At 50.1% G+C, this 13,761-nt stretch carries 19 protein-coding genes; 12 read left to right on the top strand and 7 right to left on the bottom strand.

Annotation, left to right across the window (positions count from 1 at the left end):
• From MKY58_RS17460 to MKY58_RS17440, 5 genes are all read left to right on the top strand, one after another.
• Positions 1 to 1,764 carry a tail fiber protein gene (locus MKY58_RS17460; RefSeq protein ID WP_339321369.1) on the top strand — a complete coding sequence of 588 codons (1,764 nt, stop codon included), beginning with the start codon at positions 1 to 3 and terminating at the stop codon, positions 1,762 to 1,764.
• A 21-nt stretch (positions 1,765 to 1,785) separates the two neighbouring features.
• Positions 1,786 to 2,079 carry a hypothetical protein gene (locus MKY58_RS17455; RefSeq protein ID WP_339321368.1) on the top strand — a complete coding sequence of 98 codons (294 nt, stop codon included), beginning with the start codon at positions 1,786 to 1,788 and terminating at the stop codon, positions 2,077 to 2,079.
• Between the two features lie 283 nt (positions 2,080 to 2,362).
• Positions 2,363 to 2,611: a hemolysin XhlA family protein gene (locus MKY58_RS17450; RefSeq protein WP_339325190.1), complete on the top strand. Its 249-nt coding sequence runs from the start codon at positions 2,363 to 2,365 to the stop codon at positions 2,609 to 2,611.
• A gap of 17 nt (positions 2,612 to 2,628) precedes the next feature.
• On the top strand, positions 2,629 to 3,540 hold the full coding sequence (locus tag MKY58_RS17445) for an N-acetylmuramoyl-L-alanine amidase (RefSeq protein ID WP_339321367.1): 912 nt from the start codon (positions 2,629 to 2,631) through the stop codon (positions 3,538 to 3,540).
• Between the two features lie 17 nt (positions 3,541 to 3,557).
• Complete coding sequence (locus tag MKY58_RS17440) at positions 3,558 to 3,836, top strand: holin (RefSeq protein WP_339321366.1); 279 nt, start codon at positions 3,558 to 3,560, stop codon at positions 3,834 to 3,836.
• Between the two features lie 450 nt (positions 3,837 to 4,286).
• Here MKY58_RS17440 and MKY58_RS17435 read toward each other — a convergent pair whose 3' ends face one another.
• From MKY58_RS17435 to MKY58_RS17425, 3 genes are all read right to left on the bottom strand, one after another.
• Entirely contained in the window at positions 4,287 to 4,559 is a 273-nt protein-coding gene (locus MKY58_RS17435) for a hypothetical protein (RefSeq protein WP_160037330.1), read from the bottom strand.
• A gap of 101 nt (positions 4,560 to 4,660) precedes the next feature.
• Positions 4,661 to 4,996, bottom strand: a complete 336-nt coding sequence (locus tag MKY58_RS17430; RefSeq protein WP_339321365.1) for a hypothetical protein — start codon at positions 4,994 to 4,996, stop codon at positions 4,661 to 4,663.
• Positions 4,997 to 5,068: 72 nt separating this feature from the next.
• On the bottom strand, positions 5,069 to 5,473 hold the full coding sequence (locus MKY58_RS17425) for a hypothetical protein (RefSeq protein ID WP_160037332.1): 405 nt from the start codon (positions 5,471 to 5,473) through the stop codon (positions 5,069 to 5,071).
• Between the two features lie 142 nt (positions 5,474 to 5,615).
• Between MKY58_RS17425 and MKY58_RS17420 the strand changes: the two genes are divergently transcribed.
• Complete coding sequence (locus MKY58_RS17420; protein ID WP_160037333.1) at positions 5,616 to 5,840, top strand: helix-turn-helix transcriptional regulator; 225 nt, start codon at positions 5,616 to 5,618, stop codon at positions 5,838 to 5,840.
• Between the two features lie 115 nt (positions 5,841 to 5,955).
• Positions 5,956 to 6,288: a YolD-like family protein gene (locus tag MKY58_RS17415; protein WP_160037334.1), complete on the top strand. Its 333-nt coding sequence runs from the start codon at positions 5,956 to 5,958 to the stop codon at positions 6,286 to 6,288.
• A gap of 43 nt (positions 6,289 to 6,331) precedes the next feature.
• Here MKY58_RS17415 and MKY58_RS17410 read toward each other — a convergent pair whose 3' ends face one another.
• Both MKY58_RS17410 and MKY58_RS17405 read right to left on the bottom strand, forming a co-directional pair.
• A complete protein-coding gene (locus tag MKY58_RS17410; RefSeq protein ID WP_339321364.1) occupies positions 6,332 to 6,754 on the bottom strand; it encodes a hypothetical protein in 423 nt (140 codons plus the stop codon).
• A gap of 343 nt (positions 6,755 to 7,097) precedes the next feature.
• Positions 7,098 to 7,520, bottom strand: a complete 423-nt coding sequence (locus tag MKY58_RS17405; RefSeq protein ID WP_339321363.1) for a hypothetical protein — start codon at positions 7,518 to 7,520, stop codon at positions 7,098 to 7,100.
• Positions 7,521 to 7,984: 464 nt separating this feature from the next.
• On the opposite strand from MKY58_RS17405, the gene rsmD reads away from it, so the two are divergent.
• Positions 7,985 to 8,599 carry a 16S rRNA (guanine(966)-N(2))-methyltransferase RsmD gene (gene rsmD, locus MKY58_RS17400; protein ID WP_339321362.1) on the top strand — a complete coding sequence of 205 codons (615 nt, stop codon included), beginning with the start codon at positions 7,985 to 7,987 and terminating at the stop codon, positions 8,597 to 8,599.
• Positions 8,583 to 9,077, top strand: coding sequence for a pantetheine-phosphate adenylyltransferase (gene coaD / locus MKY58_RS17395; protein ID WP_036714462.1), 495 nt, complete (start codon positions 8,583 to 8,585; stop codon positions 9,075 to 9,077). The genes rsmD and coaD overlap by 17 nt, the downstream gene beginning before the upstream one ends.
• Here the strand turns inward: coaD and MKY58_RS17390 are convergent.
• Positions 9,074 to 10,291, bottom strand: a complete 1,218-nt coding sequence (locus MKY58_RS17390; RefSeq protein WP_339321361.1) for a nucleoside recognition domain-containing protein — start codon at positions 10,289 to 10,291, stop codon at positions 9,074 to 9,076. The genes coaD and MKY58_RS17390 overlap by 4 nt on opposite strands.
• 83 nt (positions 10,292 to 10,374) lie before the next feature.
• Between MKY58_RS17390 and MKY58_RS17385 the strand changes: the two genes are divergently transcribed.
• The gene (locus MKY58_RS17385; protein WP_339321360.1) at positions 10,375 to 11,433 is read left to right on the top strand and encodes a SepM family pheromone-processing serine protease; all 1,059 of its coding nucleotides are present in this window, start codon (positions 10,375 to 10,377) and stop codon (positions 11,431 to 11,433) included.
• Here MKY58_RS17385 and MKY58_RS17380 read toward each other — a convergent pair.
• On the bottom strand, positions 11,430 to 12,692 hold the full coding sequence (locus tag MKY58_RS17380; RefSeq protein WP_339321359.1) for a nucleotidyltransferase: 1,263 nt from the start codon (positions 12,690 to 12,692) through the stop codon (positions 11,430 to 11,432). The genes MKY58_RS17385 and MKY58_RS17380 overlap by 4 nt on opposite strands.
• A 203-nt stretch (positions 12,693 to 12,895) precedes the next feature.
• On the opposite strand from MKY58_RS17380, the gene MKY58_RS17375 reads away from it, so the two are divergent.
• Together MKY58_RS17375 and rpmF are read left to right on the top strand one after the other, a co-directional pair.
• Positions 12,896 to 13,405 carry a DUF177 domain-containing protein gene (locus tag MKY58_RS17375; RefSeq protein ID WP_339321358.1) on the top strand — a complete coding sequence of 170 codons (510 nt, stop codon included), beginning with the start codon at positions 12,896 to 12,898 and terminating at the stop codon, positions 13,403 to 13,405.
• A 59-nt stretch (positions 13,406 to 13,464) separates the two neighbouring features.
• Positions 13,465 to 13,638, top strand: a complete 174-nt coding sequence (gene rpmF / locus MKY58_RS17370) for a 50S ribosomal protein L32 (protein ID WP_036645943.1) — start codon at positions 13,465 to 13,467, stop codon at positions 13,636 to 13,638.
• Positions 13,639 to 13,761 lie beyond the last annotated feature (123 nt).

Below are 13,761 nucleotides of genomic sequence, written 5' to 3'. Positions count from 1 at the left end.
ATGGCATTTACAGAGAAACTGCCCGAGTGGCACGCTGAAGGCATCGAACCGCCAGACTCCAAAAAGCAAGCAGGTTGGGACGTGGAGGACAGGCCTCCTGCTGGCTGGTGGAACTGGCTTTTGAACCGGACTTTTAAAGCCATTGAGGAGCTGCGGAACAAGGCAGCAGACAAACAATATGTCGATGAAGCCGTGGCCGGGGTGAAGGTGCCGGATGCTACCCTGACGCAAAAAGGAATCGTACAGCTTTCTAATGCAATTGACGGGGATCGCGAGGACCGAGCAGCGACGGAAAAGGCCGTACATGACGCTACGAAATATGCCGATGAGAAGGATGCATTAATTAAAGCGGATTACGTGCGGCAACCTGGATATGCTGCAACTACTGGCACGCCTACCGCCTATAAGGTTACACTTGATCCAGCACCAACCAGTCTACGTGAAGGATTCGGCATTACAATCGTGCCGCATGTTGATTCTGGCGCAAATCCAACGATATCAATTAATGGCTTGGAAGCAACACCACTAAAAAAACAGGATGGATCTCCAGCAGAATTGAAAGCAGGAAAGCCATATTCATTTAGAAAGGTAGGAATGGATTTTTTAGCCGATAGCTCCGGCGATATTACAATAAGTGGTCAGCAGTTCGTAGATGTAATGTATGGCGGAGCTATAAATGCGTATGACCCGGTCCGCGTTATGACTGCAATGAATAAATTGAATATTCCAGAGCCTTCATCTAACGTGACGGCCATAGCCGTTTCTCCTGATAGTAGTTACGTAGCTATAGCCCTTCATAAGGCGTCAATAAAAATGTATAAACGAACACCTGGGACAGAACAGTACAGCCTATTATCGTTCACCATATCTTGGCCAAAGTACATTGAGTCCATGGCATGGTCACCCGATGGATTATATCTATATGTTGCTGGTGGTAGAGATGCTAGTAGTAATTTCGGAGCGTTCAAACGTAATGGGGACTCTTTGACAAAACTTCCAGATCCTTCAGTAATGCCACCGGGAAGTTCATTTATATATAGCGTAGATGCTACAAACGATATTGTTGTATTAGCAGGGAATACATTTGTACTGGCGTACAGACGCAATGGCGATACACTGACTAAACTTCCAAATCCAAGCATTATACCAAGCGATATTAGAACTGGCGGGGCGCTTTCACCAGATGGTAGGTATTATGCTGTAGGGGAAACCTTAACAGTATATAAAATTAACGGAGATTCCTTTGTGAATCTACCAGTTGAACCTACTGGGGGATCATATCCCAGATATAAATTCACAAATGATGGCTATTTGATAGGTGTTGCAGATAATAACGGTGTTTTTTTGTTTAGTTATCAGTTGAATGATGGAATTATAACGAAAATAAATGTAAAACAGCCGCCTATCACAATAAATGATACTATCTACACAGCAGTTTCGGCGGATGGTAACTTCTATGCAATCACTTCACAAGACTCCGATAAAGTTTGGGTCTATAAGCATAGCAAAGGGATACTCAGCTTACTTGGAATGTTACCAGACATTAGTAAAAGTACGAAATTGGCACTTGCCTTTTCCCCGGATAATAGAAGTCTGTTCGTAGGTGCGGGAACAGGAGGTCGATATTTAGAATTATATGGCTTAGAAAAAGTTGCTTACAAAAACGATAAAATAGCAATGCTCGGTGACGCATTCTTGGCAGGTTATGCAAAAGAGACCGGAGCTGCAGGCGAAAGAAAGAAAATTGTTGTGCTGTTCAATTAGTTATAAAGAGGTGATTGAATTATGAAAAAGTGGTACCTGAAGCTTCAAGGAGACATTGTTAAGGACGTAATCGAATTTCCATACGAAGGATATACCGAAATCGAGCTTGGTGATGGTAGATATCTACCAGACAATATTCTAGGTAGGTATTATCGTTGGGACGGGACTGATTTTGTTTTCGATGCTGAATTGAAAAACGAAATCGATCAAATGAACCGTCAGCCGGGATATGAAGAATTAAAAGCTGAAAATGAAAAGCTTAAGAGCAGGGTTTCGGATCTTGAAATGACGATGGCAGAAATTATGTTTTCGTGAGGGGGGTGAATACTAATGCTTAAAGACTTTCAAGTGAGGGTTGTAGCGAATGCATGCATTACACGCGTGAACGATGGAGAAGGTACAATTGATCAGGTAGTATCAACATATCCAATGCAGTCAGATGATCGGGAAAAAGTGCTCGCTTACGCATATGTGCTTCGGCCTGATCTAGCAGCTCCGGCGGATCAAAATAAATATTAAAAAATTAACGCCGCATAGGCGTTTTTATTTTGCCCTCGGAGCGATCCGGGGGCATTACTTTTTGAAGGTGGTGAATGAGATGGATGGGGTACAGACAGAAATGCTTCAGCGGATGACAAGGGTTGAAACGAAAGTGGATAACATGGACGAGAAATTGGATAGGGCGATAGCTGCCAACGAGACAGCGGTAGAGGCGCTATCCTCGGCAAAATCGGCGCACCACAGGCTCGACAAAATCGAAGATAACCAGAAATGGCTCTGGCGAACATTTGCCGGGGCTATTATTTTGGCAATCGCCGGGTTTATCCTCTCCGGAGGACTTAAATAAAAGGGAGGTGGAGCATTTTGGACAAAACCAAATACAAAATCGAGCGCCGTTACATCAACGTGCGGCACAACACGCGGCCAGGACTCCGGCTCAAAACCGGCAGCCCGGCCTTTTTTGTTGCCCATGACACGGGAAATCCGGGGGCGTCGGCCGATAACCATTACACGTATTTCAATAACCTAACGGACCGATCAGCGTCCGCGCAAGTGTTCATTGACGACACAAAGATTTTGGAGATCATTCCGACGGGAACCGGACCCGATTCGGCGGAAAGAGCATGGCACGTGCTTTACAACGTTAAGACGGACAACGAACGTTTCGGCTACGACGCCAACGATGCCGCCCTTGGTATCGAGCTTTGTTACGGCGGCAAGATCAATTTCGGGGAGGCTTACAAACGCTTCGTTTGGTACCTGGCGTATTGCTGCGACAAGTGGGGCAAAAACCCATCGACGCACATCGCCAGCCACAAGCAGCTTGATCCAGCCCGGAAAGCGGACTGCGAACAGGCTCTGCTTGCTGGCAAAAAGACGCTCAAAGATTTGATCATGGACGTGGCTGCCGAGATGGCGGCGCCGATCATCGCGCCGGACTTTAAGCCGCTGCCTGCAAACATCGCGCAATCGCTGATCGATAATTATGTATCCCCGGCATGGTATGCATCCCATGAGGCCGGGGATGCCGTAGGTAAGACGCATTTCCACAACCTGGCCGATAACCTTCGGGTGGCCGCGGGGATTCCGCTGGAGCCGGGCAAAGCGGCCCAGCCGCTCACCAAGCTGCCCAAGAGCAACGCGCAGGAGATCATTTTTCGCTGGCTGCAGCCGGCATGGTTTGCTGCTCACCAGTTCGGCGACTCTGCTGGGAAAACACATTACCACAATCTGGCGAATTACCTGCGGCGCGCCGCGGGGATTCCGGAAGAATAAGAGAGGGGATATTAATCATGGAAAATCAAGTATTGGATAGCGTTTTGACGTTTGCATCGGTGCTGGCCGTGTTCGTGCTGGCTTTGGTCCAACTGGTCAAGAGTACGGTCAACGTGCCGAAAAACATCGTGCCGGTGATCGGGCTGGTGGTCGGTCTGGTTGTTGGCGCGGCGTCATTCCCGTTTACGGACCTGGGGCTGGTGCTCCGGCTTTGGGCCGGTGGAATCGCCGGGCTATCGGCCACGGGGCTGTTTGAGCTGGCGTTTAATAAGCGGAATGGCGGAACAAAAGAGTAATTCCCAAGCGCTTGGGATTATAAGGCGAAGACCCTGCTTGGCAGGGTTCTTTTTTTGTTTTGGTATATTTACATATTGTCCCAAATGATTTATTATTAAATTGCGCGGATCGGAAGCACCGCCGCGCTGTCGCTTTTTATACAAGCGCTGGGTTAAAATTGATTACAAAAAAACGCCCGTGGGTCTAACTCCGCAGGCGTTTTTTTTCATAATTTTCGGAAAAATACTCCTGGCAATCTGCGCAATAACTCGGCTTTGTTCCCCTTTTAATGTCTGGCTCCTTCCAGGGCTTTCCGCATTTCGGACAAATTGGCTTTTCGGCGTTGAGCACCCGACGTCTACGATAATCGTATGTCTTATGCGTTGGTCTGCAATATCGTTGATGCTGGGTATCAGTCTTAAATTCAATCCCACAATATGCGCATTCCTTCGTATACCGTCCGTTCATACTTAGTTATCTTCCTCTAATTCAACTTTATGTTCTTCTGCAAGAGCAGACAGGACGCGTGGAAGTGCGTCAAATCTCTTTTTTCCATCAGCCTTTAACCATCCAAGGGTTCGCACCAAAAGGTCAAAGTCCTTGTCACGGATTGCTTTTTCGAAATTTCTCACATGAGTTTCATATTCTGTTTGCCATTCAGCCGACCAATCTACGGCGATCTTTTGCTTGAGTTCGGGTTTACTTGCCTTACGCAATCTTTGGCTTATCGATAATCTCCCCATCGGTAGTACCTCCGTAGTTAATATAATCCTACTCTATCAGTTTTTTGAATTTAAATCTACGCATCGAAGGAAATGGAGACCCCTCCGATGCGCTTGTGTAATTAATGCTCTAACTCTTTTACCAGTTGTCTCTCGGCCAACTCTCTGAGCGGCTTAAATCGTTTATCATCGAGCAAATGATCGTTGCCAGTGCTCAAAATAGCCTGTAATGCTCGTTCATCCGACACGACCTCCGCCCAATCACTTTGCCCCTCCCATTGAGTTCCATGGATCAGGACGTAGCGGCCATCGCGGAGTTTCGTGATACCAAGGTGCGTCCCCAGACCGCCATCCGTCCAATCGCTTCCATTCCAAAAATCAAGACGGGAGTTGTATTCCACCCTGGCAATTACGGGACCTTGTGCAAGTTCATTTTCATACACATTTACTTTAGACATTCTCATCATCCTCCGATTTTTGTTATAATGGAGGGCGGGAAGGCCGTGAGAAGTTTTTCCCGCCCGAGCCGCTTATACCGAGCGGCTTTCTTCTTGTACTGCTACTAGGACTCTGTCCAAATCCACTTCTACGTACTCACCATCCACGACTTGAAACAACTGCTTGCGCTTGCCGTTGAAAAATTCGTAAAACCCGTCATTGAGGCGAAAAACCTTCTCGCCGTACTCGTTATCCCAATCCTTGTTGAGGAATTTTCTGGCCAGTTTGTAAACCGGATGAGTACCCGTAATCTCAGCGACCCATGTCTTTGTCTTCTTGGTGTCTGCCTTTAATTCAAGTTCAAACTTCTTCTTTACTGCTTTCACCTCCTTCCACGCCATGGTGAGAGCCTGGGAGAAGTATTCCTTTGCTTTGCCTCCAAATTTAGCAACTGCCGCCTTTGCGATTTCCCAAGCTCTTACCATGACCTTCTTCATTTTCGATTACCTCCATTTGTTATTATGTTTCACTTCCTGTACTTAATATACTATATTGAAAACATTATGTCAAACAAAATATTTGCTTTTATGTACTTTTTATCTTATATTATGTACATGGAATACAGAAAGGTGTGATTGTATGGCATTTACTTATAAGCCGTTGTTTAAGCTGCTGATCGATAGAGATATGAAAAAGACAGATTTACGTGGGGCGGTCGGAATAGGGCCGTCAACGCTGGCGAAGTTTGAAAAAGGAGAGTACGTGTCTTTAGAAGTACTGGATCGGCTGTGTAATTATTTTGGAGTCCAGCCAAATGATTTGCTCGAACATATCCCAGACGCCCAAAATACCACCGAGGCATAAGTAGCCAAAGTGGTATTTTTTTTGTACTCAGAAATGCAGTTAGGATTTTTTTATTGAATATCGAACGCATGTTTGTATATAATAAGAACAAATGTTCCTGAATGGAGGTCGCTATATGGCATCAAAACTGGAAGGAAACGGGCTATTTGAGTCGTCTCGGATGATTTTGCCGGAACACCGGGAAGCGTACAACCAATATATGATCCACAAGGATCCGCGCCCTAAGCCGGTGATCGACGAGCAGGAATGGCAGCAGATCGGCCAGGCGCTACAGGATTCTTTTAACCGACATGTTCCGGTGACTCTGGAACTTTATGACCCATATGAGGATAAACAGGCGACCGGATTTGTCACCGTGATCAACATGTTTCGAAAGGAAATAAAATTGCGTTACGACGACGATTGGGATTGGATAAAATTTGATGATATCATTCAGGCGAATATTTAGAAAAAAGCCCACTAACCTAATTGGTCGGTGGGCTTTTTACGTATCAAAGTAAAGCGGCAAGTTTTTGATATTCCTTCTGATCGCAGCGGCAGTAAATAGTACCTTCAAATGGACCGTCGGTAAAAGATATTACAGCAAGGGAATTATCCTTCCTTCTCCCGCCGATCGCTGCGCCAGCAAGCAAACCTATACCGCCCGTAAGAACCCCGCCTACAATTGCACCAGCAGCTGCTTTGCCAGCACTATGCTTTCCTTTTTCATCCCACTCCATTTTAGTGACAGTGATCTTGTTTCCTGAGACCAAGAGAGTATATGGTTCGTCCCCTTTGGTAAATGTGACTCGCCCGGCCTTTACTTTTGGATGTCCGCCTATATATTCGAGCATGACCGCCTTGCCAGCACCAATGGCTTTTCCATCCGCAGTTGCTTGTTTAAGATCAGCTTTCATTTTGTCGAAAATCCCCATGGTTTGACCTCCCTATATAAAATCAATTACAGTTTATCAAGGATAGGAAAATTTAACCACAATAAAATTCGCCCCAATTAATTTCTAACAAATTACGTTTAATTGATTTCATATGGACTAACATATAATAAGGAAGTTACTCGTAAGAATTATAAACGATAACCACAATGTGCAGAAGAATTCGCGCACCTGGAAATGATCGCCACCATGGTGTACAAATTGACGAAGGAAATAAAATTGCGTTACGACGACGATTGGGATTGGATAAAATTTGATGATATCATTCAGGCGAATATTTAGAAAAAAGCCCACTAACCTAATTGGTCGGTGGGCTTTTTACGTATCAAAGTAAAGCGGCAAGTTTTTGATATTCCTTCTGACCGCAGCGGCAGTAAATAGTACCTTCAAATGGACCGTCGGTAAAAGATATTACAGCAAGGGAATTATCCTTCCTTCTCCCGCCGATCGCTGCGCCAGCAAGCAAACCTATACCGCCCGTAAGGACCCCGCCTACAATTGCACCAGCAGCTGCTTTGCCAGCACTACGCTTTCCTTTTTCATCCCACTCCATTTTAGTGACAGTGATCTTGTTTCCTGAGACCAAGAGAGTATATGGTTCGTCCCCTTTGGTAAATGTGACTCGCCCGGCCTTTACTTTTGGATGTCCGCCTATATATTCGAGCATGACCGCCTTGCCAGCACCAATGGCTTTTCCATCCGCAGTTGCTTGTTTAAGATCGGCTTTCATTTTGTCGAAAATCCCCATAATTTGACCTCCCTATGTAAAATCAATAACAGTTTATCAAGGATAGGAAAATTTAACCACAATAAAAGTGTGATATTAAGGAATAGTAAAGTGCTTTTTGGATTATTTGGTGGACAACAGGTGGACAATTCAGTGGGTTGTCCCAAAACGATTTTCCTGAAACGCTTGATATATAAGGGTTTTTAGCAAATAAAATCGGGCGCCCCTTTCGGGACGCCCTTTCATGGGAGAGGAGAAACCGGACGAAGAGCTTATGGGGAAACGTAAGCTTTCCGCGGTTGTCTACGACATTCATTGATGTCGATAGTTAAAGCATTCCCCGTAATCCCCGGTTTATACATCCCTTGCCAAAAAAAATTGTCCGAGGTCTTCGTTTTTCAAATTTGGGGTGATTATGGTACGATATCGTCAGAAATGAGCAGCATTAGACAAATATTCTGATTGACGAAAATGGGTGAAGCAACATGAGAGTAGTATCAGGAAGCGCCAAAGGAAGACCGCTGAAGGCGGTTCCGGGCATGGGGACGCGTCCGACGACGGATAAGGTGAAGGAAGCGATTTTCAGCATGATCGGTCCTTTTTTTGACGGGGGAGTCGCCCTCGATTTGTTTGCGGGAACGGGGGGACTGGCCATCGAAGCGCTGAGCAGGGGCATGGAAAAGGCGATTTTTATCGACATGGACCAAAAAAGCATCGAAACGGTCCGCGCCAACCTGAAGGCAACGAAGCTCGAGGGGCAGGCCGAGGTCTACCGCAATGAGGCGGAACGCGCGCTTAAAGCGCTTGAAAAGAGGGGAGTCGTGCTGGACGTCGTGTTTTTGGACCCGCCGTACCGGATGAAAAACGGGGACAAGCTCATGGAAACGATGCATGAAAAAAACATGCTGGCAAGCGGGGCGACGATCGTTCTCGAGCATGAATCGGGTTACGAATACCCGGCAGAGTTCGGTCCGTTCGCCTGCGTCCGGCATGCGACATACGGGGAAACGGCAGTTTCCATTTACAAATACGACGGAAATAAAGCGGCCTCGCCCGAGAGCGAAGCCGCTAAGGAGGCCGAGCATGGGTTCGACGAATAAACGTATCGCAGTATATCCCGGAAGCTTCGATCCGGTGACGATGGGGCATCTGGACATTATTCAGCGCGCGGCAAGGCAATTTGACGAGCTGGTCGTGGCCGTGCTGATCAACCGGAGCAAGCAGCCGCTGTTTTCGATTGAAGAACGGATGGATTTGATCCGGCGGGTTACTACGCATCTACCCAATGTGCAGGTAGACAGCTTCCAGGACTTGACGGCCAATTACGTGCGCCTGCGGAATGCGCAGGCCATCGTGCGCGGGGTGCGCTCCGTGACGGATTTCGAATACGAGCTCCAAATGGCGTCCGCCAACCATAAGCTGAATCCGGATGCCGAAACGGTCTTCATGATGACGAATCCGAAATATTCCTATTTAAGCTCGAGCATCGTCAAAGAAATCGCCGCCTATCACGGGGACGTGAAGGATCTGGTTCCGCCCGAGGTGGAGGAAGCGCTAAAGCGGAAGCAGCGCGGTTAACCCGTATGTTTGCGGGAAGGATGAAGCAGCTTGAACAACAGCGAGCAGGCGATCATTGCCGCCAGCAGCGCCCCTTGCCACTGCAGCAGCTGCGGCACGGCTTTCCATAGGGAAAAATAGGCGCTCCAATCGGACGAGATCGCTTCGCTGCCAAGGAATGCGTGATCCGCGTTTTTCGGGAAATAGCGGACGAGCGGCCAAACGAGCCAAGCAGCCGCAAAAGCAAGCGCGCCGTGCAGCAAGCGGACAAGCGCAAAGGGAAACCAGCGCATGCCGGCTTTTCTCAGCACCGACATCGACTGCAGCAGGGCGCTGATGCCGCTGAAGCCAAGCAGGGCGGATATGACGGACCACTGCAGCCGTTCGGCGGCGAAAGCGGCCGTGCTCGCATCGTTCGTGCCGAGATGAACCTCGAACGCTCCGGACAGCCAATAAGATGGAAGGCCGGGAGGGAGAAACCGGCCGGCGATTTGGATGACGACCGCAAAAATAATGATATACCCGCCGACCATCATCAAGGTTTGAACGGCATTCGTCACCGAATCGCCCAGCAGCCTGCCGAATCCGCGGCCGTCTTTGGCATGGGCCGCTTTGGCGGCGTGCAGGGAGCGGCTCAGCATGGAAGGTTTGTTTTTGCCGCCATCCGGCTTTTCTGCAGCCTGCAAAGCGGCGTCTTTACCAGTGCCTCTGCGGCCGATCAGGAGATAGGCGAGCAGTCCGGCGAGCCAATGCACGGCCAGCACGACATATCCTGCCGCAGGTTCATGCATCAGCCCGGTCGCGATGACGACCAGAATCAGCATCGGATTGCAAAAATGGGAAAGGGCGGCCAATTTGCCGGCATCCGGACCGCTGAGATCCCCTTGGTCGTACAGCTGTTTGGCGGCCTGGGCGCCTCCCGGAAAACCGGTGGTCATGCCCATGGCAAGAACCCACCCGCCGACGCCGGGAAGCTTGAACAGCCGTTTCATCAACGGCTCGAGCCATGTGCCCAAAGCGTGAATAAAACCGTAAGCAGTCAATATTTCGGACAAAACGAGAAAAGGGAGCAGCGCCGGGAAAACGATCTGCCACCATAATTTGAGACCCTGCAGGGAGGCCTGAAAGGTCGGCGATGGGGAACTGACGATGGCAGCCACCAGCGCAAGCGCCCCCGCGCCGAGCGCCAGCGTGGCGGCAGCGGGAGTGAAGCGGAGAGGGGCCTTTTTTTTCATGATTTTCACCTCTTCTGAGTAAACATAGCTAGTACCCAATCTATGCGGGTAAGACAACCATAAGACCAGGGGAGCAGGATGGAATGAGAGAAGCGAATAACATGCAGCGCACGAAAAAGCGGGAAGCGTCCCGCCTGATCCTCTATATTTTTGCGGTGGCCCTGCTGGTTTACGTCACGGTATACATGCCGACGCCGTACATCATTTATCAGCCGGGAAGCGCAGATGAGGTCAAGCCGATGCTTGCCGTGCAAAAAGGGGATCCCGACGAAAAAGGGGCTTTCATGATGACGACGGTATCGGCGAGTTATGCCAACCTTGTCATGTTGGTGGTTTCAGCGTTTAACCCGAATGCGGAAATCGACAAAAAGGAGGCAAGGCTGGGCGACCGGAGCGAAGACGAATATGCCGCCGAGCAGGTGTATTTGATGAGTGATTCGCAATCTTCGGCGATGGAAGCGGCGTACCACGAAGCGAACGTCCCGTACAGCATCGTTCCGCAGTATTTGTTTATTTTTTCGACGCCGGAAGGGGACGAAGCCCGGAAACATTTCAAGCCGGGCGACCGCCTTTCCGAAGTCGACGGGAAGCCGGTGACCGACAATGCGACATTGACCAACCTGCTGAAAACGAAAAAGGTAGGCGACCAGGTCACGGTCAAATTGATTCGGGACGGCAAAACGCTGGAGGAAAAAGTGAAGCTGATCGAACTCAAGGACAAGGACACGAACCGGACCCGCCCGGGGCTCGGCGTAACGATCGCGACCATGCAAAAAGTCGTCTCCAAAGATCCGGGGCTCCAGGTGAATTTCCAAAATACCCGCGTCGGGGGACCGTCCGCCGGACTGATGTTCACGATGGAAATCTACAACCAGCTGACGGACGGCGATTTGACCAAAGGTTACCAGGTTGCCGGGACGGGGACGATCGACAAGGAAGGGAACGTAGGCCCGATCGGAGGCGTGCAGCATAAAATCGTCGCGGCCGACCGGAAACACGCGGAAATCTTTTTCGTTCCGAAGGACAATTACGCGGAAGCCAAAGCGAAAGCGGACAAAATAAAAACCGGCATGAAGCTTGTGCCGGTAGAGAAGCTGGAGGATGCCATCGCTTACATGGAGAACCTCCGGGTTAAATCTTAAGGCAATGCGCCCGTTTCATTCCCGGGCGTATAACGGATCGGCGCCTCCAGATAATCCCTGAACATGCTTTGCGTATCTGGATGCGGGAAAGCGTTGGCGTAGGCCGCAGAGGCGCGGAGATCGAGCGTGAGCTGAGGGTGCTCGAACGAAGACGGCTTGACGATGACCGGAAGGGCGGCCGTCTTCTTCATTTGCTTCAGCAGCCGCTGCCCGTTGCCGTTAAAGCCGAGCACGCGCAAATACCCCGGTCCCTTGGCCAGCGCCTCGGGCGACATCTCCCGCTTCGTGTGGCGCAGCAAGATCTGGGCGAGCATCCGCTGCAGCTTCGTATGCGTGTACCGTTTCGTTTTGAGCGCTTTCAGCAGCTCGTCCACGTCCGGCTCTTTCAGGCTAAAGACGGCCCTGCGCAGACGGTGCTCCAGCCCTTCCGTGACCTCGTGATACTCGGCGAGGTTTTCCGGGGAGCTGGTGAGGAGGATATGCATGAGCGCCCCGCGGAAGGAATTCCAGGTGACGGGGCCCCGGCCTTCGCGGAATTCCCGGTCGAGAATGCGAAACGTGGTTTCGGGCACGTAGGGCCGGACCGCGGCCACTCCCTGCTCGAGGATCATCTTCCGCACGGCCGTCGCGCTGGCGATGGCCGCGTGGGAGGGCTGCTGATCGTGGTAATCGGCATGGATCCTCGGAATGGTGAGCGGCCGGATGGGGCTGTCCAGGCGGTTCAGCGCGATGAGATAATGCAGCCCGAGCGTATGGTTCGGCTGCTGGATGATCCGGAGAACGTCGCTTTTCTCCCGCGGGAGTCCCACGGCCTCGGCGGCCGCCCTGCTGTAGGCGGCAGGATAATTCATTCCCTCCCCTAGATGGCATGCGATCCGCTCCCGAAGCTCTTGGCTTTCTTCCGACAACGCGCGGGCGAGGGGGAGCAGCAGGTCGAGGGAGCCGCTTTCCGTCCCGAAGCAGAGGCTGTCCACGACGCCCGTGGCATGAAGGAGGGAAACGGCGCCGTAAGCGAACCATTCCGCCGGCTGCACCGCATAGGCGGCAGGCAGCTCGATGACGAGATCGGCCCCCATGGCCAGCGCCATCTCGGCGCGGGCGAATTTGCTGACGATTCCCGGTTCGCCGCGCTGAAGGAAGGGGCCGCTCAGCACCGCGACGGCATGTTCCGCGCCGGAAAGCCTCTTCGCTTCGTTGTAATGATGGACATGACCGTTATGCAACGGGTTGTATTCGACGATGATTCCGACGGCAGTCAAGGCGATTTCAACTCCATCCGCGTGGTTAGATTTTTATCCAATATAACATAAAAGCCTGCCAACCCTGCAACAATAACCGTGATGGAGCCGTTCTGGATTTGGCGTTTGACCGCAACGCCAAAAAAAGCAAAGTAAAGGTCAAACTATTGACAAAGCTTCGAAGATATCGGTATAATAATTTTTGTTTGTTTGGAGTGATGTTCATGCACTTTCAATTTAGAAAAATGGCAGCCGGCAGTGAGCCGCTGCAGGTCCGACAGCAAGTGGATGTAAGCCGTTTAGTTCAAGGACTTGGCGATATAAGAGCGCCCCGGCCGCTTTTGGCGGAGCTGGAGGCCACTTATGTCGGACAGGATGCGGTGGATGTGCAAGGAAAGCTTACGATCGAGCTGGACATGGCATGCTCCCGCTGCTTGAAACCCGTGCATCAGCATCTGAACATTCCATTCCACGAGCGGTTCAAGCTTATGAAGTCGACTGAAGAGATTCAGGATGAAGATGACGATACCATTTACGTGGACGATGACACGGTGGATCTTGTTCCGTACGTGGAGGAATCATTCGTGCTTCATATTCCGATGACCGCAGTTTGCAAAGAAGATTGCAAGGGCCTGTGCCCGAATTGCGGAACGGACTTGAATGAAGGAACCTGCGACTGCGATACGGAAGCGGTCGATCCGCGGCTTGCGGCGCTAAAAGATTTTTTCAAATGAGTATGCAAGCATTACCGGAGGCTGCGGCCCCCGGTTGATTGAAATAAGGAGGTGGGAACATGGCAGTACCTCAACGGAGAACGTCCAAAACACGTCGTGACAAACGTCGTACTCACTTTAAACTGGCAGTGCCAGGCATGGTGAAATGTGAACAATGCGGAGAATTGAAGCTTGCTCACCACGTATGCAAAGTGTGCGGAACGTATAAATCTAGAGAAATCATTTCGCAGTAATGCGGCAAATCAAGTAGTACTTCATCTATGGTGAGGTGCTATTTTTTTTGTCTCCTCTTCCTTTTTGGCTTGCCATGCTATATACTGTTTTAGTACCAGGTTCTAAAACGATCGGACGAATTT

Origin of the sequence: Paenibacillus sp. FSL W8-0194, from assembly GCF_037969745.1 — a bacterium.
GTDB classification, from domain to species: domain Bacteria; phylum Bacillota; class Bacilli; order Paenibacillales; family Paenibacillaceae; genus Paenibacillus_AQ; species Paenibacillus_AQ cookii.
This window is presented reverse-complemented; position numbering and strand designations above follow the sequence as displayed.

Bases quoted from the DNA above. Each gene is read 5' to 3' on its own strand.
- MKY58_RS17455 (WP_339321368.1), top strand. From the start codon at position 1,786: ATGAAAAAGTGGTACCTGAAGCTTCAAGGAGACATTGTTAAGGACGTA.
- rpmF (WP_036645943.1), top strand. From the start codon at position 13,465: ATGGCAGTACCTCAACGGAGAACGTCCAAAACACGTCGTGACAAACGT.
- MKY58_RS17440 (WP_339321366.1), top strand. From the start codon at position 3,558: ATGGAAAATCAAGTATTGGATAGCGTTTTGACGTTTGCATCGGTGCTG.
- coaD (WP_036714462.1), top strand. From the start codon at position 8,583: ATGGGTTCGACGAATAAACGTATCGCAGTATATCCCGGAAGCTTCGAT.
- MKY58_RS17450 (WP_339325190.1), top strand. From the start codon at position 2,363: ATGGATGGGGTACAGACAGAAATGCTTCAGCGGATGACAAGGGTTGAA.
- MKY58_RS17460 (WP_339321369.1), top strand. From the start codon at position 1: ATGGCATTTACAGAGAAACTGCCCGAGTGGCACGCTGAAGGCATCGAA.
- MKY58_RS17410 (WP_339321364.1), bottom strand. From the start codon at position 6,754: ATGGGGATTTTCGACAAAATGAAAGCTGATCTTAAACAAGCAACTGCG.
- MKY58_RS17420 (WP_160037333.1), top strand. From the start codon at position 5,616: ATGGCATTTACTTATAAGCCGTTGTTTAAGCTGCTGATCGATAGAGAT.
- MKY58_RS17375 (WP_339321358.1), top strand. From the start codon at position 12,896: ATGCACTTTCAATTTAGAAAAATGGCAGCCGGCAGTGAGCCGCTGCAG.
- rsmD (WP_339321362.1), top strand. From the start codon at position 7,985: ATGAGAGTAGTATCAGGAAGCGCCAAAGGAAGACCGCTGAAGGCGGTT.
- MKY58_RS17425 (WP_160037332.1), bottom strand. From the start codon at position 5,473: ATGAAGAAGGTCATGGTAAGAGCTTGGGAAATCGCAAAGGCGGCAGTT.
- MKY58_RS17430 (WP_339321365.1), bottom strand. From the start codon at position 4,996: ATGTCTAAAGTAAATGTGTATGAAAATGAACTTGCACAAGGTCCCGTA.
- MKY58_RS17415 (WP_160037334.1), top strand. From the start codon at position 5,956: ATGGCATCAAAACTGGAAGGAAACGGGCTATTTGAGTCGTCTCGGATG.
- MKY58_RS17385 (WP_339321360.1), top strand. From the start codon at position 10,375: ATGAGAGAAGCGAATAACATGCAGCGCACGAAAAAGCGGGAAGCGTCC.
- MKY58_RS17390 (WP_339321361.1), bottom strand. From the start codon at position 10,291: ATGAAAAAAAAGGCCCCTCTCCGCTTCACTCCCGCTGCCGCCACGCTG.
- MKY58_RS17435 (WP_160037330.1), bottom strand. From the start codon at position 4,559: ATGGGGAGATTATCGATAAGCCAAAGATTGCGTAAGGCAAGTAAACCC.
- MKY58_RS17405 (WP_339321363.1), bottom strand. From the start codon at position 7,520: ATGGGGATTTTCGACAAAATGAAAGCCGATCTTAAACAAGCAACTGCG.